Source organism: Niveispirillum sp. (assembly GCF_017996735.1).
Lineage (GTDB): Bacteria > Pseudomonadota > Alphaproteobacteria > Azospirillales > Azospirillaceae > Niveispirillum.
The window spans coordinates 1-21,088 of the sequence record NZ_JAGOGJ010000089.1; the positions used below are offsets into that span (position 1 = coordinate 1).

6 protein-coding genes are annotated in these 21,088 nt (G+C 66.0%); 5 read left to right on the plus strand and 1 reads right to left on the minus strand.

Features of this window, described 5'->3' with window-relative positions; translation table 11 throughout:
* Window positions 1-130: 130 nt before the first annotated feature.
* The 3 genes from KBA48_RS22655 (at window position 131) to KBA48_RS22665 (ending at window position 15,600) form a co-directional block, all read left to right on the plus strand.
* Entirely contained in the window at window positions 131-14,089 is a 13,959-nt protein-coding gene (locus KBA48_RS22655; protein ID WP_292910640.1) for an autotransporter-associated beta strand repeat-containing protein, read from the plus strand.
* 147 nt (window positions 14,090-14,236) lie between these two features.
* Window positions 14,237-14,767, plus strand: coding sequence for an invasion associated locus B family protein (locus KBA48_RS22660; RefSeq protein WP_292910641.1), 531 nt, complete (start codon window positions 14,237-14,239; stop codon window positions 14,765-14,767).
* Window positions 14,764-15,600 carry a SapC family protein gene (locus KBA48_RS22665; RefSeq protein WP_292910642.1) on the plus strand — a complete coding sequence of 279 codons (837 nt, stop codon included), beginning with the start codon at window positions 14,764-14,766 and terminating at the stop codon, window positions 15,598-15,600. The genes KBA48_RS22660 and KBA48_RS22665 overlap by 4 nt, the downstream gene beginning before the upstream one ends.
* Before the next feature lie 35 nt (window positions 15,601-15,635).
* On the opposite strand, the gene KBA48_RS22670 is transcribed toward KBA48_RS22665, so the two are convergent.
* Window positions 15,636-17,114 (minus strand): aldehyde dehydrogenase family protein, encoded by a 1,479-nt coding sequence (locus KBA48_RS22670; protein ID WP_292910643.1) that lies wholly within the window; start codon window positions 17,112-17,114, stop codon window positions 15,636-15,638.
* A gap of 286 nt (window positions 17,115-17,400) precedes the next feature.
* On the opposite strand from KBA48_RS22670, the gene KBA48_RS22675 reads away from it, so the two are divergent.
* Together KBA48_RS22675 and KBA48_RS22680 are read left to right on the plus strand one after the other, a co-directional pair.
* Window positions 17,401-19,752 (plus strand): TonB-dependent receptor, encoded by a 2,352-nt coding sequence (locus tag KBA48_RS22675; protein WP_292910645.1) that lies wholly within the window; start codon window positions 17,401-17,403, stop codon window positions 19,750-19,752.
* Between the two features lie 115 nt (window positions 19,753-19,867).
* Window positions 19,868-21,076 carry an acetyl-CoA C-acetyltransferase gene (locus tag KBA48_RS22680; protein WP_292910646.1) on the plus strand — a complete coding sequence of 403 codons (1,209 nt, stop codon included), beginning with the start codon at window positions 19,868-19,870 and terminating at the stop codon, window positions 21,074-21,076.
* The last annotated feature ends 12 nt before the right edge of the window (window positions 21,077-21,088 follow it).

The following is a 21,088-nucleotide window of genomic DNA, read 5'->3' on the forward strand; positions in this document are numbered from 1 at the left end:
TAATCTCGGTGACGCGTCCGGCGGGCTCACCCTCTCCTGCGGGTTATTCGCAAGCGTCACCTCCTTCTCATCCACCCGGACCGTCTCACTTTCCAGCAACAGCACCATCACCCCGAATACAGACACCAGCTTGACCCTGGCCGGGGTGATCTCCGGCACCGGCTCCCTCACCAAGGCGGGGGCCGGCACCCTGGTCCTCAGCGGCACCAACAGCTATGCCGGGGGCACCACCGTGTCCGCTGGTACCTTGCAGATCGGCAGTGGCGGGACGAGTGGCAGCATTGCCGGCGATGTCGTGAACAACGCCGCGTTGGTGTTCAACCGCTCAAACGCGGTCAGCTTTGGCGGCACCATTTCCGGCACCGGCACCCTGACCCAGGCGGGTTCCGGCACCCTGACCCTGAGCGGCCCCAACAGCTATGCCGGAGGCACCACCGTGTCCGCCGGCACCCTGCAGGTGGCCGCCGACAACAATCTCGGCGATGCCTCCGGCGGGCTGGCGCTCTCGGGTGGCACCCTGGCAACCACCGCCTCCTTCACGTCGAACCGGACCGTATCACTCACCGGCAGCAGCAGGGTCACCCCCGATACCGGCACCAGCCTGACCCTGGCCGGTGTCATCTCCGGCACCGGCTCCCTCACCAAGGCGGGGGCCGGGACGCTGATCCTCTCCGGCGCCAACAGCTATTCCGGCGGGACGACCATTTCCGCCGGCACCGTGCAGGTGGCCGCCGATACCAATCTGGGTGATACGGCCGGCGGGGTAACGCTCTCCGGCGGCACCCTGGCAAGCACCGCCTCCTTCACGTCGAACCGGACCGTCTCGCTCTCCGGCAGCAGCACGGTCACCCCCGATACCGGCACGACCCTCACCCTGGCCGGTGTCATCTCTGGCACCGGATCCCTCACCAAGGACGGCGCCGGCACCCTGGTCTTGAGCGGGGCCAACAGCTATTCAGGCGGGACGACCATTTCCGCCGGCACCGTGCAGGTGGCGGCCGACAGCAATCTCGGCAACAGCTCCGGTGAGCTGACCCTGACGGGCGGCACACTGGCAAGCACCGCCTCCTTCACGTCGAACCGCGCGGTTTCGCTCTCCGGCAGCAGCACCATCAGCCCGGACACAGGCACCAGCCTGACCCTGGCCGGTGTCATCTCCGGTACCGGCTCCCTCACCAAGGACGGCGCCGGCACCCTGATCCTAACCGGCACCAACAGCTATTCCGGCGGCACAACCATCACCACAGGCACCGTGCAGATCGGCACCGGCGGAACCAGTGGCAGCATAGCCGGCGCCGTGGTGAACAACGCCGCTTTGGTCTTCAACCGCTCCGATACCGTCAGTTTTGGCGGCACCATTTCCGGCACCGGCTCCCTGACCCAGGCCGGGGCCGGTACGCTGACCCTCAGCGGCACAAATACCTATTCCGGTGGCACCACCGTGTCCACCGGTACCGTGCAGGTGGCTGCCGATGCCAATCTGGGGGATGCGACGGGCGGGCTGACACTCGCCGGCGCCACTCTGGCCAGCACGGCGTCCTTCACGTCCAACCGCGCGGTTTCGCTCTCCGGCAGCAGCACCATCACCCCCAATACGGATACCAGCCTGACCCTGGGCGGCGTCATCTCCGGCACCGGTTCCCTTACCAAGGCCGGTGCCGGCACCCTGGTCCTGACTGGCACCAACAGCTATGCCGGCGGCACCACTGTGTCCGCTGGCATCCTGCAAATCGGCAATGGCGGGACGGGCGGCAATATTACCGGCGACGTGGTGAACAATGCCGTGTTTGCCTTCAACCGCTCCGACGCCATCAGCTTTGGCGGCACCATTTCCGGCGCAGGGTCCGTGACCCAGGCCGGTTCCGGTACGCTGACCCTCAGCGGCACCAACAGCTATGCCGGCGGCACCACCGTGTCCGCCGGCACCCTGCAGGTGGCGGCCGACAACAATCTCGGTGATGCGTCCGGCGGGCTGATCCTGTCCGGGGGGGCGCTGGCAACCACCGCCTCCTTCACGTCGGACCGAACCGTCTCGCTCTCCGGCAGCAGCACGATAACCCCGGATACAGACACGACCCTGACCCTGGGCGGTGTCATCTCCGGTACCGGCTCCCTCACCAAGGACGGCACCGGCACCCTGATCCTGACCGGCACCAACAGCTATTCAGGCGCTACCACGATCTCTGCCGGCACGGTGCAGATCGGCAATGGCGGAACAAGCGGCAGTATTGCCGGCGACGTCGTGAACAACGCCGCATTCGTGTTCAACCGCTCCGACGCGGTCAGTTTTGGCGGCACCATTTCCGGCACCGGCTCCCTGACCCAGGCCGGCACCGGCACACTGACGCTGAGCGGGACCAACAACTATTCCGGCGGCACCACCGTGTCCGCCGGCACCGTGCAGGTGGCCGCTGATGGCAATCTAGGCAACACATCCGGCGGCCTGGCGCTCTCGGGCGGCACCCTGGCAACCACCGCTTCCTTCACGTCCAACCGCACGGTGTCGCTCTCGGGCATCAACACAGTCACACCGGATACAGACACGACCCTGACCCTGGCCGGTGTCATCTCCGGCACCGGTTCCCTCACCAAGGCCGGTGCCGGTACCCTGGTCCTTTCCGGCACCAATACCTATTCAGGCGGCACCACCATCGCCGCCGGCACCTTGCAGGTGGCCGCCGATAGCAATCTCGGCAACGCATCCGGCGGCCTGACGCTCTCCGGCGGCACGCTGGCAAGCACCGCGTCCTTCACGTCGAACCGCGCGGTGTCGCTCTCCAGCAGCAGCACCATCACCCCCGATACCGGCACCAGCCTGACCTTGGCCGGTGTCCTCTCGGGCACCGGCTCCCTGACCAAGGCGGGCGCCGGGACCCTGGTCCTGAGCAGCACCAACAGCTATTCCGGCGGCACCACCATTGCCGCAGGCACCTTGCAGGTGGCGGCCGACAGCAATCTCGGCGACGCGTCCGGTGGGCTGGCCCTCTCCGGCGGCACACTGGCAAGCACCGCCTCCTTCACCTCCAACCGAACCGTCTCGCTCTCCGGCAGCAGCACCATCACCTCGGACAGCAGCACCAGCCTGACCTTGGGCGGTGTCATCTCTGGCACAGGTTCCCTCACCAAGGCAGGCGGTGGCACCCTGGTCCTGACTGCTGCCAACAGCTATTCCGGCGGCACCACCGTGTCCACTGGCACCCTGCAGGTGGCTGCTGACAGCAATCTCGGCGATGCCTCGGGTGGGCTGACGCTCTCTGGCGGCACCTTGGCAAGCACTGCCTCTTTCACCTCCAACCGCACAGTGTCGCTCTCCGGCAGCAGCAGCATAACCCCGGATACAGACACGACCCTGACCCTGGCCGGTGTCATCTCCGGCACGGGTTCCGTTACCAAGGCCGGTGCCGGCACCCTGATCCTGAGCGGCACCAACAGCTATTCCGGCGGCACCACCGTCTCCGATGGTACCCTGCAGGTTGCTGCTGACAGCAATCTTGGCGATGCCTCGGGCGGCCTGACGCTCTCTGGCGGCACGCTGGCAAGCACCGCGTCCTTCACGTCGAACCGAACCGTCTCACTCTCCGGTAGCAGCAGCATCACACCGGATACAGACACGACCCTGACCCTGGCCGGTGTCATCTCCGGCACGGGTTCCTTTACCAAGGCGGGTGCCGGTACCCTGGTCGTCTCTGGCACCAACAGTTATTCCGGCGGTACCGCCGTGTCCGCCGGTACCTTGCAGGTGGCGGCCGACAGCAATCTCGGTGATGCCTCAGGCGGCCTGGCGCTCTCGGGCGGCACCCTGGCAAGCACCGCCTCCTTCACGTCCAACCGCACGGTGTCGCTCTCCGGCATCAACACAATCACCCCGGATACAGACACCAGCCTGACCCTGGCCGGTGTCCTCTCCGGCACCGGTTCCCTCACCAAGGCCGGTGCCGGTACCCTGGTCCTTTCCGGCACCAACAGCTATTCCGGCGGCACAACCATCGCCGCCGGCACCCTGCAGGTGGCCGCCGATAGCAATCTCGGCAACGCATCCGGCGGCCTGACGCTCTCCGGCGGCACGCTGGCAAGCACCGCGTCCTTCACGTCGAACCGCGCGGTGTCGCTCTCCAGCAGCAGCACCATCACCCCCGATACCGGCACCAGCCTGACCTTGGCCGGTGTCCTCTCGGGCACCGGCTCCCTGACCAAGGCGGGCGCCGGGACCCTGGTCCTGAGCAGCACCAACAGCTATTCCGGCGGCACCACCATTGCCGCAGGCACCTTGCAGGTGGCGGCCGACAGCAATCTCGGCGACGCGTCCGGTGGGCTGGCCCTCTCCGGCGGCACGCTGGCAAGCACCGCCTCCTTCACCTCCAACCGAACCGTCTCGCTCTCCGGCAGCAGCACCATCACCCCGGACAGCAGCACCAGCCTGACCTTGGGCGGTGTCCTCTCGGGCACTGGCTCCCTCACCAAGGCCGGCGCCGGCACCCTGATCCTCACCGGCGAGAACACCAGCAGCGGCGGTACCACGATCGCCGCCGGCACCTTGCAGATCGGCAATGGCGGGACGAGTGGCAGCATCGTCGGCGATGTCGTGAACAACGCCGCCTTCGTGTTCAGCCGCTCCGACGCGGTCAGTTTTGGCGGCACCCTGTCCGGCACGGGGTCCCTGACCCAGACGGGGTCCGGCACCCTGACCCTGACCGGCACCAACAGCTATTCCGGTGGCACCACCATGTCCGCCGGTACCGTGCAGGTGTCCGCCGATGCCAATCTGGGTGATGCCACGGGTGGGCTGACGCTCTCCGGCGGCACGCTGGCAAGCACCGCGTCCTTCACGTCGAACCGCACGGTGTCGCTCTCGGGCGGCAGCACCATCACCCCGGATACAGACACCAGCCTGACCCTGGCCGGTGTCCTCTCCGGCACCGGCTCCCTTACCAAGGCAGGTGCCGGCACCCTGGTCCTGACCGGCACCAACAGCTATTCCGGCGGCACAACCATCGCCGCCGGCACCTTGCAGGTCGGCAATGGCGGAACCACCGGCAGCATTGCCGGCGACGTGGTGAACAACGCCGCCTTCACCTTTGACCGTTCCGACATGGTGACGCTGACCGGCACAATCTCCGGAACAGGCACCTTCACCAAGTCGGGGGCCGGCACACTGATCCTGACCGGAGCCAACAGCTATTCGGGTGGCACAACTATCGCCGCAGGTACCTTGCAGATCGGCGATGGTGGAACCAGCGGCAGCATTGCTGGCGACGTGGTGAACAACGCCGTCTTTGCCTTCAACCGCTCCGACGCGGTCAGCTTTGGCGGCACCATTTCCGGTACCGGCTCCATGGCTCAGGCGGGTGCCGGCACGCTGACCCTGACCGGCACCAACAGCTATTCCGGCGGCACCACAATCACCGCCGGCACCGTGCAGGTGGCCGCCGACAGCAATCTGGGCAGCGCATCCGGCGGGCTGACGCTTTCGGGCGGCACCCTGGCCACCACGGCTTCCTTTGCGTCGAACCGGACCGTGACGCTGACGGGAAGCGACACTATCTCTGCGGGCACTGACACCACCCTGACGCTGGCTGGTGTCATTTCCGGCACCGGTTCCCTTACCAAGGACGGTGCCGGCACCCTGGTCCTCACCGGCGATAATCGCTATTCGGGCGGCACCACCATCGCCGCCGGCACCGTGCAGATCGGCAGTGGCGGAACGGCTGGCGGCCTTGCCGGCAATGTCGTGAATAACGCCGCGTTCATCTTCAACCGCTCCGACGCCGTCAGCTTTGGCGGCACGCTGTCGGGCACCGGTACCCTGACCCAGGCCGGCACCGGCACCCTGACCCTGACCGGCACCAACACCTATGTCGGCGGCACGACCGTGTCCGCGGGTGCGATCCAGGTGGCGGCCGACAGCAATCTGGGCGATGCATCCGGTGTGCTGACCTTGTCGGGCGGCTCGCTGACGACCACCGCGTCCTTCACCTCCAACCGCATGGTCTCGCTCTCGGCCAGCGGCACGATCACCCCCGACAGCGGCACCACCCTGACGCTGGGCAGTGTCATGTCCGGCAGCGGTTCCCTGGCCAAGGCTGGCGCCGGTACCCTGGTCCTCACCGGCACCAACACCTATTCCGGCGGCACAACCATCTCTGCCGGCATCCTGCAGGTGGCGGCCGACAGCAACCTCGGCAACGCCTCCGGCGCGCTGTCGCTCTCTGGCGGCACGCTGGCAACCACCGCTTCCTTCGGCTCCAACCGCGCCGTCTCGCTGACAGGTGTCAGCGCTGTGACGCCGAACGCCGACACCGTCTTGACCCTGGGCGGCGTGATTTCCGGCAGCGGCACCCTGGCCAAGGCCGGCGACGGCACCCTGGTGCTGAGCGGCAGCAACACATATTCCGGGGGCACCAGCATCGATGCGGGCACCTTGCAGGTGGCCGCCGACAGCAACCTCGGCAATGCCTCGGGCGGGTTGGCGCTCTCCGACGGGACGCTGGCAAGCACCGCGTCCTTCACGTCGAACCGCACGGTGTCCCTCTCCGGCAGCAGCAAGATCACCCCGGATGGCGGCACCAGCCTGACCCTGGCCGGCACCCTCTCCGGCGCCGGCTCCTTCACCAAGGCGGGTGAGGGTACCCTGATCCTGACCGGCGCCAACACCTATAGCGGCAGCATCACCATTGCCGCCGGCGCGCTGCAGGTCGGCGATGGCGGGACCGCCGGCAGCCTGTCCGGCGATGTGGTGAATAATGGTTCGCTCATCTTCGACCGCTCCGACAGGGTCAGCTTTGGCGGCACCCTATCCGGCGTCGGTTCACTGACCCAGGCCGGTGACGGCACCCTGACCCTGAGCGGGACCAACAGCTATTCGGGCGGCACCCGTCTCACCGCCGGTACCTTGCGCGTGGCCGCAGACGGCAATCTCGGCAACGCATCCGGCGGGCTGACCCTGTCGGGCGGCACGCTGGCAACCACCGCTTCCTTCACATCGAACCGGGCGGTGGCGCTGACGGGCAATACTGCACTCTCCCCGGAGGGCTCGACGAACCTGACACTCGCCGGCGTTATTTCCGGCACCGGCTCGCTCATCCAAACCGGCAGCGGCACACTGACCCTTACGGGCAGCAATAGCTATTCGGGCGGCACCACCCTGGCCGCCGGCACCGTGCAGGTGGCGGCAGACAGCAATCTTGGCAATGTATCCGGCGCGCTGACCCTGTCGGGCGGCGCGCTGGTGACGACAGCCTCGTTCGTGTCCAACCGCGCGGTCACGCTTGCCGACAATGGCGTCATCGCACCGGTAAGCGGGACGACCCTGACGCTCGCCGGGCTTATCTCCGGCACCGGCTCCTTGAAACAGACAGGCGATGGCACCCTGATCCTCACGGGCGCCAACACCTATTCCGGCGGCACCACCATCACCGCCGGCACCGTGCAGGTGGCAGCGGACAGCAATCTGGGCAGTGCATCGGGCGGGCTGGCGCTTTCCGGCGGGACCCTGGCAGCCACGGCGTCCTTCACCAGCAACCGCACGATCTCGCTCTCCGGGAATGGCAAGGTCAGCCTGGACAGTGGCACAACCCTGACCCTGGGCGGCACCGTCTCCGGCGGCGGGTCCCTGACCAAGGTCGGCGACGGAACCCTGGTCATCACCGGCACTTATTCCGGCAGCACCATCATTGCGGCCGGCACAGTGCGGATCGGCGACGGCGGAACCTCGGGAAGCTTCTCCGGCGATGTGGTGAACAATGCCGCGTTCGTCTTCAACCGCGCCGATGCGCTCAACGTCAACAGCAATATTTCAGGCACGGGCTCCCTGGCGCAGGTCGGTGCCGGTACGCTGAGCCTGAGCGGCACCAACAGCTATTCGGGCGGCACCACCATCGCCGCCGGTACGCTGCTGGTGGCGGATGACAGCAATCTGGGTGCCGCATCCGGCGGCATCATCCTGTCGGGGGGCAATCTGGAGACGAATGCCTCCTTCACCTCCGGCCGGTCGGTTTCCCTGGTCAGCAACAGCACGATCAACACGGCCGCCAACACCACACTGACGCTCGACGGTGCCCTGTCCGGGGCCGGTTCCTTGACCAAGGCCGGCGGCGGCACGCTGGCCCTCACCGGCACCAACAGCTATTCCGGCGGTACCACCGTGTCCGCCGGCACATTGCAGGTGAACGCCGACAGCAGTCTCGGCGCCGCATCCGGTGGGCTGGCACTGGCCGGCAGCAGGCTGGTGACGACCGGTTCCTTCACCTCCAACCGTTCGATCTCGCTCTCCGGCAACAGCGCAATCGCGCCGGACGGCGGGGCAAGCCTGACGCTGGCCGGCACCATCGCCGGCACCGGGTCGTTCACCAAGGAAGGTGCGGGCACGTTGGTCCTGACCGGCACCAACAGTTTCACGGGCACCACCACCGTCGCCGCCGGCACCTTGCAGATCGGGGATGGCGGGACAACGGGCCGCGTGGCCGGCGATCTGGTGAACCATGCCTTGATCGTCTTCAACCGTTCCGATGCTGTCAGCTTCGACGGCGCCCTGTCCGGCACGGGGTCGCTGACCCAGGCCGGCGCGGGCACGCTGACCCTGACAGGCAACAACAGCCACTCGGGCGGCACCACCATCGCCGCCGGCACCTTGCAGGTGTCCAGCGACAGCAATCTCGGCAATGGCGCGGGCGGCCTGACGCTTTCCGGCGGCACACTGGCGGCCACGGCCTCCTTCACCTCCAACCGCTCTGTCTCGCTTGCGGGTGGCGGCACCGTCCTTCTGGACAACGGCACGACCCTGACGCTGGCAGGCGTCATGGCCGGTACGGGTACCCTCACCAAAGCCGGCGCCGGCACACTGATCCTGACCGGCACCAACAGCCATTCCGTCAATACCAGCATCGCCGCCGGCACATTGCAGATCGGCGATGGGGGCACCACTGGCTTCCTGGCGGGCAGCATCACCAACAGCGGAACCCTGGTATTCGACCGCGCCGATGATGTGGCCCTGGCCGGCACCATCACGGGAACGGGCGCGCTCGTGAAGCGGGGGGCTGGCACGCTGACCCTGGTCGGGGCAAACAGCGCCGCTGCCGGCACCACGGTTTCCGCCGGAACGCTGGAAATCCGCAGTGGTGTCGGCCTGACCAGCGACATCACCGTTCAGGCCGGGGCCACGTTGCAGGGAGAGATGGGCGGCACGGCAGGGGCCGGAACAACCGGCGCTGTCACGGTTCTGGACGGCGGCACCCTGCGCGCCGTTTCGTCGGGCACCACGGGTCCCCATGCGCTGTCCATGACCAGCCTGACATTGTCAAATGGCGCCAATATCGATCTGGTCCTGGGCTCAACCACCGCCAGCAGCGCGTTCTCCGCCGGGACGCTGACCCTGGACGGCGTTCTCAACATCACCAATATCGGCTCCACCGCGCAGGGCGTCTATCGCCTGATCGACTACACGACCCTGGCGGCCGACAATGGCCTGGTGCTGGGCAATTCGCCGACCAACTTCACCTATCAGATCCAGCATGGCGCCGGACAGGTGAACCTCGCCGTGTTGACCAGCAGCATGCTCTACTGGAACGGGGCGACCACGACGCCGGATGGCAGCATCCAGGGCGGCGGCGGGCGGTGGACGGAAAACCCGTCGGACCGCAACTGGCTGACCTCCTCCCTGAGCCAGTCATGGTCGTGGACGAAGCAGTTCGCCGTCTTCTCGGGCACGGCGGGCGACGTCACCGTGTCGGGCAACGTCTCCACCACCGGCATGCAGTTCATGGTGGATGGATACAAGGTATCCGGCGACACGATCACGCTGTCCGCCGCGTCGGGTCAGACGCAGGTGCGCGTCGGCGACGGGACGGGTGCCGGCGCCGGTTACAATACGACCATCGGCGCGGTGCTGACCGGCACAACGGGGCTTGAAAAGACCGACCTGGGCCGGCTGATCCTCACCGGCAACAACAGCTACAGCGGCAATACGACCCTGACACAGGGTCATTTGCAGATCGGTGACGGGGGGACGAATGGTTCCATCCTCGGCGATGTGGTCGCGGCATCGCAGACCACCCTCTCCTTCAACCGCAGTGACGCGGTCAGGTTCGGCGGAAACATTTCGGGTGGCGGTGCGCTTGGGCAATCCGGCGCGGGCACATTGACGCTGACGGGAACCAACAGCTTCACCGGCGGCACGACGATTGCGTCGGGTATGCTGCAGGTCGGTGACGGCGGCACGTCCGGGACACTGACCGGGCCGGTCCTCAACAATGGTACGCTGGCCTTCAATCGGGCCGATGATATCACCTTCTCCAGCGTTATTTCCGGCACGGGCAGCCTGACAAAGGCCGGTGCCGGGACATTGGCATTGACGGGCGCCAACAGCTTCACCGGGGCGACGACCGTCGCCGGCGGCACTCTGGCGCTCACGGGTGGGGCGTCGCTTGCGGACAAGGCCCGCCTTACCGTGGATGCGGGCGCGCGGCTGTCCTTGGGCAACGCGGATGAAACGGTCGGATCACTGGCGGGTGCGGGCACCGTGACCCTGAACAGCCGTGCCTTGACCATGGGCGGCGATGGCACAAGCTCCACTTTCTCCGGCACGCTCGCCGGGACGGGCAGCCTGGTGAAGGTTGGGGCCGGGACGCTGACCCTTACCGGCAGCAACAGTGCATCCACGATACAGATCGATGGCGGCACCCTGCTGGCCCAGGGCGCGCAGGCGCTGGCCGATGGCAGCGCCCTGCGGGTGGCAACGGGCGCCGCCCTTACCCTGCAAACGATGGGGACGAAGGCCCTGGGCGCGCTCAGCGGTGGGGGCAGCATCCAACTGGATGGCACGGTGCTGACCGTGGGCGGCGACAATAGCTCCACCACCTTCTCCGGTGTGATGAACGGAACCGGCGGCTTCGGCAAGGCCGGCACGGGCACACTGACGCTGAGCGGCGCCAACGGCTTCACCGGGACGACGACGGTCGCGGGCGGTACGCTGGCGCTGACCGGAAGTCTGGCGGGCGCCGTTGATATCCGCGATGGCGCCACCCTGTCCGGTACCGGCAGTGTGGCCCAGACGGTGCAGGTCGCTTCCGGCGGCACCTTGATCGGGGATCAGTCGCACGTATTGACCATGGGCGGCCTGCTGCTGCAATCGGGCGCCAACCTGAATATAAGCCTGGGGGCCTTGACGGCCAGCAGCGTGTTCAAGGTGAACGGTAACGTGACGCTGGACGGCACGTTGAACGTCGCCCAATCGGCCGGCTTCGGCACGGGCATCTATCGTCTCATCGACTATACAGGCAGCTTGACCGACAACGGCATCGACGTGGTGTCGCTGGCAGGCGGTTTTGCGCGGGGTGTACAGACCTCGGTGGCGGGCCAGGTCAACCTGCTTGTCGAGAATGCGACCAGCGCCATCCAGTTCTGGAACGGTGCCCAGGCCAAGCCCAACCAGACGGTGCAGGGTGGCAGCGGCATCTGGGCGGCGGAAAACCAGACCAACTGGGCCAATGATTCCGGCGCCATCACCCGGATATGGAACGGCGGCTTCGCAGTGTTCCAGGGCGCGGCCGGGACGGTGACAGTCGACAATGGGGCCGGTCAGGTCACGACCACGGGGATGCAGTTCGCTCAAAGCGGCTATCAGGTGACCGGCGGATCGATCCGCCTGAACGGCACGGGTCCGACCACCATCCGTGTGGGTGACGGGACCGGGGCCGGGGCGGCCATGGTGGCGACGATCGCCAGCACACTCTCCGGTAACACGGGCATCGAAAAGACGGATCTCGGTACTCTGGTCCTGACTGGCAACAACGATTATACGGGCGGCACCACCATCTCCGCCGGCACCTTGCAGATCGGCGATGGCGGCATCACGGGTTCCATCAAGGGCGACGTGGTGAACAACGCGGCACTGACCTTCAACCTGGCGGGGACGCACAGCTTCGACGGCACGATCTCCGGCACGGGCAGGCTGATCCAGAAGGGACCGGGCACCCTGACCCTGACCCAGGCGAACAGCCATACCGGCGGCACCACCATCGCAGGGGGCACGCTGCGCATCGCCTCGACACAGGTGCTGGGCACCGCGGGCGTGACCATTGAAGGCGGGGGGACGCTGCGCGCCAGCGAAAGCTTCACTTTCGACAAGTCCATCCTGCTATCAGGCAGCACCTCCGCACCGGCATCGGCCGCCGCGATCGAGGTGGACGCGGACAAGATGCTGACCGTATCGAGCGTGATCTCCGGTACCGGCAATCTCGACAAGACAGGTGCCGGTACGCTGATCCTGACCGGCGCAAACACTTATGCCGGCCTCACCACCATCGCGGCCGGCACGCTGCAGATCGGCGATGGTGGGAGCAACGGATCGATCACCGGCAACATCGTCAACAACGGGTCCCTGGTGATCAACCGCTCGGATGGCTATGTCTTTGCCGGTTCGATCACTGGTTCGGGTTCCGTGACCTTCAAGGGCGGCGGCACGGTCGACTTCACGTCGCCTCTGCCCACCTCGTCCGCCGTGGTTGTCGAAGATTCGGTCATGCGGCTGGGGGCGGGAAGCAACCTGACCTCGACCATGACCGTCAATGAAGGCGGCGTGCTGGGTGGCACGGCAACCATCGGCGGCCTGACGGCGAACGCGGGTTCCGTCATCGCGCCGGGATATTCGCCGGGCACGCTGACGATCGACGGACCTGTGGCCTTCAATGCGGGCGCCGTCTACGCCGTGGATGTGACGACCAGGGGCGCACACGACCTGATCATGGCGACCGGGGATGTGACCCTGTCCCCGCAGGCCAGCGTCAAGGTGATGGCCGAGACCGGACGCTATAACCGCAATGATAAGGTCGCCATCTTGACCACCTCTGGCACGGTGACAGGCAGTTTCGGGGAGGTCACCTCGGACTATGCCTTCCTGAAGCCGTCTCTGACCTATGATGTGCGGAACGTCTATCTGAACCTCGTCTATACCGGGAAGAAGTTCATCGACTATGCGCGGGGGCCAAACCAGGCCGCCGTGGCGGCGGCGGCCGACGGGTTGCCGGAAGGCAACCGTGTATTCGAGGGGCTGTTCATGCTGTCCCAGCAGGACGTGGCCCCGGCGCTGGATCAGTTGTCGGGTGAGATTTACCCCTCGCTGACCAGGTCCATCCAGCAGAACAGCATCTATCTGCGCAATGCGGTCGGCGCACGACTGCTGCAACCGGGCCAGGGCAACAGCGGGGGCGCACTGTCTGCGGCGGCGCTTGCCGGTGGCCCGAAGACGGAGACACCGGGTCAGAATCTCCGGTTCACCTCCTGGGCACAGGGCTATGGCGCGTGGGGCAAAACCGATGGCGACGGCAATGCGGCCGCCCTTTCCACATCGATGGGCGGCTTCCTGACCGGTATCGATATCCCCGTCGGGGAGAATGCGCGGGCCGGCTTTGTGGGTGGCGCAAGCCAGACATGGTTTGACGTGAACGCCCGCTCCTCCTCCGGCTCCACCAACAGCTACGATCTGGGCCTGTATATCGGGGCGCAGTTCGGGGGCTTCGGGCTGAAGGGTGCTGCGTCCTATGGCTGGCATGACATCAAGGCCAAGCGCACCATCGCCTTCCCCGACTTCGCCGGTTTGGAGCAGTCGGATTTCAGCCTGGATACGGTTCAGACCTTTGGCGAGGCCAGCTATCGCGCGGTCTTCAGGAACGTGGAGATCGAGCCGTTCGCGGGCATCGCCTATCTGAATGTCGCGGGTGGTGCCATGACCGAAACCGGCGTCGGCGGCGCGGGGCTTGCCGGGAAGACGCAGGCGCAGAACACGGTCTACACCACACTCGGGGCCCGGTCGGCCGCGTCCATGAAGGTGGGGGGGCTGACCTTGACACCTAGCCTGATGGTCGGCTGGCAGCGTGCCATGGGGGATACCGCCTCCACCGCCAGCATGCGGTTCCTCGCCGACACGAAACCGTTCCAGGTGCAGGGTGTGCCGATCACGAAGGATACCATGCTGGTCGGTGCGGGTTTCTCATTCGACCTGTCCGATCGCGCCACCCTTCAGTTCAACTATGATGGTCAACTGGCTGCGCAGTCGCACCAGAATGCCTTCTCCGCTCGGTTCACCGTGAAGTTCTGAGGCCACGGGGCCGGTCATTGGCGGAGAAGGCGGCCCAAAACGCCACGGCGGCACCCATCCGCCAATGTGCGCATTTGGCCGTCGACACGATTATGTTACGTTGTGTCCCCCGCGTCTTTACCAGCAGGATCCAAGGAGCACCCGAGAATGCATGCGAGCCTGAGATTGGCTGGTGCTTCCATCCTGATAGGTTCTCTCCTGGGCGGCGGCGCCCGCGCTGAACAGACCCAGGCCGACCCTGTCCAACCCGTTGAAACCACGGCAACCTATCAGGATTGGGTGGTGCGGTGCATTAAGCCCAAGGACAAGCCGCGGACCTGCGAGATCGTCCAGAATCTGCAGATGCAGGGCAAGGGGGTGGTGGCCAGCATCGCTGTCGGCCGGACCGATCCCAAGGCCCCCATGATCATCGTCATTCAGGTGCCACAGGGCGTCTGGCTGCCCAGCGGCATCACGTTTCAAATTGGCGATGCGGGAAAGGCGCTGCGGCTGGACTATAAACGCTGCGTACAGGTCTGCGGCGCCGAGACCTCCCTTGACCCGGCAACCCTCAGCCGCATGAAATCCGCCACAGAAGCCGGAAGTTTCGCCTTTGATGACGGCATGCGGCGTCCGGTCAAATTTCCAGTTTCCTTCAAGGGTTTTGCCGCTGCCTTGGATGCCAGCCTGACCCCATGATCCACCCGCACGGGCTCGCCCCTTGCGGCAGTCACCGCGATGTTTCCCCCTCACTGAGAAATACCGAGACCATGCCTGCCGCGACCTCTGCTCCCGCCCCCGCTCTCCCGCTGTTTTACGGCACCCCCACGCTTCTGCGCTTTCCCGAACACCGTCTGCTCGGCATACGGGAGGGCGTGGATTACGGCTTTGCCCGCATGGCGACCGCGATCCCGCTCGTGGCGGCTGAGTTCATGGAAGCTCAACGCAGCTACCCCATCGTCTTCTCCACCGAAGAAGGGGCCGCCCCCCTGGCGGTCACGGGTCTTGCCACCGGGGAGAACCTGTTCGTGGCGCCGGATGGAAGCTGGAAGGCCGGGCACTATATTCCAAGCTATCTGCGCCGCTATCCCTTCATTGGCATGACCCCGCCGGGCGAAGGCAACAACATCATGCTGGGGCTGGATATTGCCGCCCCCCAGGTCAGCACCGACGCAGCCCGCGACCGCGCACACGCCTTGTTCACGGAGGACGGTCAGGCCAGCGAAGCCGCCACCGCCGCCATCACCTTCTGCGAGGCGTATGCGCTTGAATATGAACGGACCCGTACCTTTTCAGCAGCACTGGAAGATGCCAATCTGCTGGTGATCCGCGAAGCAATCGTCACCCTGCCCGACTGGACGGAAAAACGCGTCCAGGGCTTCCGGCTGGTGGATGAGGAAGCCTTTCGCAAACTCTCGGGCGCCAAGCTGAAGACGTTCCACGCCAACGGATGGACGGACCTCGTCACCCTTCATCTTGCTTCACAAACCGCCTGGCGAAACCTCGTCAACATCCCGTCATCGGCGTCATAGCAGCCTGGGCCTGTCACAGATTTACACCGCCGCTCTCATAGCGCGGTGATGATGGTTTTTGTCTCCATGAAGGCGGACAGCCCCTCGGCACCGCCTTCACGTCCCCATCCGGACTGCTTGAAGCCGCCGAACGGCAGGGCCGGGCCGACAATCATGCCGCTATTGACGGTGATCGTACCGGCCTTCACCTGTCGGGCCAGCCGGTAGGCGGCGGTGACATCCCGGCTCCAGATATTGGCGGACAGGCCATAGACCGTGTCATTGGCCAGCCGGGCCAGATCGGCGGGATCGTCAAACGGCGTCACCACCAGCACCGGCCCGAAAATCTCCTCCCGCGACACCGTCGCTGTCGCCGAGGGGTCGAGCAGGATGGTCGGCTCGACAAAATACCCCCGGTCGCCGGCGGCATGCCCGCCGGTCACAACCGCCACGCCGTCGCGCCGCGCGCCATCGACATAGGACAGCACGCGGTGCTGCTGGGCCGCCGACACCAGCGGCCCCAGCGTGGTCGTCGGATCGATGCCGGGGCCGATCCGCAGGGCACCCGCCTGCTGCACCAGACCCTCCAGCACCCGATCCGCCACGGCACGCGCCACAAGCAGCCGGGAACCGGCCGCACACATCTGCCCGGCATTGCGGAAGATGCCGCCCGCGATGCTGGGAATGGCACGGTCCAGATCGGCATCTTCCATCAGGATGGTCGGCGACTTGCCCCCCAGTTCCAGGGTCAGACGCTTCAGATTGCCCTGCGCCGCCGCCAGCAGGGTCTTGCCGACGGGGGTGGAACCGGTGAAGGAGATCTTGTCCACATCCGGATGCGCGGCCAGCGCCGCACCGGTGAGGCTGCCCAGGCCGGAGACGATATTCACCACGCCCGGCGGCACGCCCGCATCCAGCAGCACCTCCCCCAGCCGCAGCAGGGTCAGCGATGTCTGCTCCGCCGGCTTCACCACCATGGTGCATCCGGCGGCCAGCGCCGGTGCGATTTTCACCACGGCCTGCACCAGGGGGAAGTTCCAGGGCGTGATGATGCCGACCACGCCCACCGGCTCACGCAGCGTCATCGCCATGAAAGGGCCGGGCAGGTCTACGGTCGGCGTCTCACCCGTAATCTTGGTGCACCAGCCCGACCAGTAGCGAAAGGCGCCGATGGCCAGGGTCAGGTCCACGGCACGGGCAGCACTGACCGGTTTGCCATTATCCAGCGTTTCAAGCTCGGCAAATTCCTGGGCGCGTTCTTCCAGCAGATCGGCGACCCGCCACAGGATCTGGGCCCGCCGGCCGGGCATCAACCCGGTCCAGGCGCCGTTGTCAAACGCATGGCGGGCGGCAGCCACGGCCCGGTCGATGTCGGTGGCGGTGCCCAGGGGAATGCTGGCAAAGCTCTGTTCATCAGCCGGGTTGATGACATCCATCCGCGCACCCTCCGACGCCTCCCGCCATTCGGCACCGATCAGCATCCGGAAGGGGCGGGCAAGCGACGCACGCGTCGCATCGGCAATGTCCATGCTCATCCTGGCTTTCTCCCCGCGCTTTGTTTGATGCCCCGTTTCTAAGGGACGCGGCCAGGGAACCCGCAATTCCTTCTGTGATAGCAGTATTCCATCAAAGCATGGTGCCGCCCGGAAACGCCCCACCATTCCCATCAGGAATAAAGGGCCCGGAAATTGAATTTTACAATTGGCTGCCGTCCGCCTTTCCTCACCACAACAAATGTATGAACGAGCGTCCGCCGGGCCGATCAGTCCAAGGACGACAGCAGGGCGGACAATCGGTAGCGATGTATCCGCAGGGGAGGAAATGATGAAGAATAGTCGTGCCCGCCGTTCCACGTTGCTGATGGCGACGGCGTTGAACTCCATCCTGTGGCCATCCATCGCCATGGCACAGGCAGCCCCCTCTGCGCCCGCCGACAGCGGACAGAACAGCGCCGTTCTGCTGGAAGAGATCATCGTGACCGCACAGAAGCGCGAACAGTCGCTGAATGACGTGCCCATGTCGATCACCGCCATCTCCGGCGACGACCTGGCGGCGCGCGGCATCACCGATGTGGAAGATCTGGCCAAGGTGACGCCGGGCCTCAGCTTCACGGAAAGCGGTTCGGGCACCCCGGTCTTCACGCTGCGCGGTGTCGGCTTCTTCGACACCACCCTGGGTGCCAAGCCCAGCGTCGCCGTCTATACCGACGAGGTGCCCCTGCCCTTCTCCATCATGGCCCAAGGTGCGGCACTGGATCTGGCGCGCGTGGAAGTGCTGAAGGGGCCCCAGGGTACATTGTTCGGCCAGAACGCGACGGGCGGCGCCCTGAACTATATCGCGGCCAAGCCGACACGCGATTTCGCCGCCGGGATGACCGCCAGCATCGCCCGTTTCAACAGTTTTGAGACATCGGGCTATGTCAGCGGCCCGCTGGTCGGGGATGTCGTCACCGCCCGCCTGTCAGCCCGCGCCGTGCGCAGCGGTGATTGGCAGGAAAGCTACACCCGGGACGACAGCCTGGGCGCCAAGCGCTTCTACCAGGGCCGCCTGCTGCTGGATGTGACGCCATCCGACGACCTGAAATTCACGATCAATGTCAATGGCTTCAAGGACAAGTCGGACACCCAGGCGGCACAGTTGATCGCACGGGTCTATTCCGCCCCGACCGCCACCGGCAACATCCCCAATATCGTCAACTACCCCGTCGCGCCCGACAATAACCGGGCCGCCGATTGGGATCCGGACCAGTCATTGAAGCGGGATAACGACTTCTACCAGGCCTCCCTGCGCGGTGACCTGGACATCAGCGATAACTTCCAGATCACCTCCATCACCGCCTATTCCGACATGGATGTGAACCAGTTGGTTGACCAGGATGGCACCAACCAGCGCGCGTCGCTGACCAATGTCCGGGGCAGCCTGTCGGCCTTTTCCCAGGAACTGCGCCTGACGGGAGAGGTGGGGCCGGCCGTCATCGTGGCGGGCGCCAGCTACGCCAAGGAAAAGTCGGACGAGAACAGCCTGTATCAGTTCCCCTATACGACCAGTTCCTTCACCACCATCCCCGGCATGCGCACGCTGAGTTCCGGGCTGCGGGGTGCGCAGGAATTCGACAACAGGGCCGTGTTCGGCAATATCGACATCGACCTGACCGATGAGATCACGGCCCATGGCGGCGTGCGCTATACCAAGGTTGACCTGGATTACCGGTCTTGCGCCGTCAGCGGTGACGCGACCTCGGCCGCCACCTACAGCGTGCTGATCAATGTCGTGCGCGGCCGCGCCGGCCTGTCGCCCATCGCGCCCTTGCAGGCCAACCAGTGCGTCACCCTGGACGCCACCGCCACGCCCAATGAAGTGCGAAAGTCGCTGAACGAGGATAATGTGTCCTGGCGTGCGGGCCTGGACTGGAAGCCGCTGCCACGCACCCTGTTCTATGTGAATGCCAGCAAGGGCTACAAGTCGGGCAGCGCCCCCACCCTGCCGGCCATCGAGGCATCGACCCTGGCGCCCGTCACGCAAGAATCTGTGATGGCCTATGAGGCGGGTTTCAAGACGACGATCGTGCGTGGTGCCCTGGACGCCAACGGCGCCCTGTTCCATTACGATTATGATGACAAGCAGCTTCTGGCCCGCCGGCCCACGGTCCTGGGCAATCTGCCGGGTCTGGTGAATGTGCCGAAATCGCGTATCCAGGGTGCGGAAATCCAGGTCAACGCCTATCCGGTGGAGGATCTGCGCCTCAGCCTGGGCGGCACCTGGCTGGACAGCAAGGTAACGGGCAGCTTCACCAACTCCACCATTCTGGGCGCCACGGCGGACTTCAAGGGCGATGCCTTCCCCTATACGCCGAAATATCAGCTTGTCGGCGATGCGGAATATCGCACGCCGGTCAGCGACAGCCTGGATGGCATCCTGGGTCTGAACGCCACCTATCGCAGCGCCACGAACGCCGGCTTCGGCGGTGACCAGCGCCTGCGCATCGACGCCTATACGCTGGTGGATGCACGGTTCGGCATCGCCGCCAACGATGATCGATGGGCGGCGACCCTTTTCGTCCACAATGTGTTCGATGAGTATTACTGGAACAACGTCGCCCGTTTGTCCGACGTGGTCCGCCGTTACACCGGCATGCCGCGCACCTACGGCATCCAGCTCAGCGTCAAATACTGACAAATGCCAGAGGGCCGAAGGCTTGTCCTTCGGTCCTTTGGTGGCCGGCGACTGAGGAAACAAAAAGCAGAACCGGTGCCGGGGGATGCCTGCCTGCGGCACCTATGGAGGCGGCATGGAAGCCTATATCTACGACGCGATCCGCAGCCCCCGTGGACGCGGCAAGCCCGATGGCGCCCTGCATGAGGTGACGCCTGTGGCCCTGGCCGCCCAGGTGCTGGCCGCCATCCCCGACCGTACCGGCATCGACAGCGCGCAGATCGGGGATGTGATCCTGGGCTGCGTCACGCCCGTGGGTGAACAGGGCGCCGACATTGCCCGCGTCGCCGCCCTGATGGCCGGCTACCATCAGGATGTGCCGGGCGTGCAGGTTAACCGCTTTTGTGGGTCCGGCCTGGAAGCGGTGAATATCGCGGCGGCCAAGGTCATTGCCGGCGAAGCCGCCCTGGCTGTCGGCGGCGGCGTGGAAAGCATGAGCCGCGTGCCCATGATGTCGGACGGTGGCGCCCTGGCCAGCGACCCCGCCGTCGCTTACCAGACCTATTTTGTGCCGCAAGGGATCGGCGCCGACCTTCTGGCCACGCTGCACGGTTTCACCCGCACCGATTGCGATGCGTTCGCCGTGGAAAGCCAGCGCCGTGCCAAGCGCGCCTGGGACGAGGGACGCTTTGACCGGTCGATCCTGCCGATCCGCGATGTCATCGGGCAGGTCCTGCTGGACCGCGATGAACATATGCGGCCCGATGCCGACCTGCAGGCGCTCGGTACCCTGAAGCCCGCCTTCGAGGATATGGGCCGGAAAATGCCCGGCTTCGACGCCACGGCCCTGCTGCGCTATCCCACGGTCGAACGGATCGAGCATGTCCACCATGCCGGCAACAGTTCCGGCATCGTCGACGGGGCGGCCGCATTGCTGGTGGGATCGCGGGAGGCGGGGCAGCGGCTGGGCCTGCGGCCCCGCGCGCGCATCCGGGCCATGGGTTCCATCGGGTCGGAACCGACCATCATGCTGACCGGCCCGGAACGTATCGCCGCCAGGCTGCTGAACCGTACCGGCATGTCCGTCGCCGATATCGACCTGTGGGAGATCAACGAGGCCTTCGCCAGTGTCGTGCTGCGCACCATGCAGGCGCTGGACCTTGATCCCAGCCGAGTGAACGTCAATGGCGGGGCCATCGCCATGGGCCACCCGCTGGGCGCCACGGGCGCCATGATCCTGGGCACCGCGCTCGACGAGTTGGAGCGCACCGGCCGGCAGACGGCCCTGATCTGCCTGTGCGTCGCCGCCGGCATGGGCACCGGCGCCATCATCGAACGCGTCTGATATTCCGTTACG

What these genes read in the sequence shown, in the direction of transcription:
- KBA48_RS22660 (WP_292910641.1), top strand. Translation starts at nt 14,237, where the DNA reads ATGCATGCGAGCCTGAGATTGGCTGGTGCTTCCATCCTGATAGGTTCT.
- KBA48_RS22665 (WP_292910642.1), top strand. Translation starts at nt 14,764, where the DNA reads ATGATCCACCCGCACGGGCTCGCCCCTTGCGGCAGTCACCGCGATGTT.
- KBA48_RS22670 (WP_292910643.1), bottom strand. Translation starts at nt 17,114, where the DNA reads ATGAGCATGGACATTGCCGATGCGACGCGTGCGTCGCTTGCCCGCCCC.
- KBA48_RS22675 (WP_292910645.1), top strand. Translation starts at nt 17,401, where the DNA reads ATGATGAAGAATAGTCGTGCCCGCCGTTCCACGTTGCTGATGGCGACG.
- KBA48_RS22680 (WP_292910646.1), top strand. Translation starts at nt 19,868, where the DNA reads ATGGAAGCCTATATCTACGACGCGATCCGCAGCCCCCGTGGACGCGGC.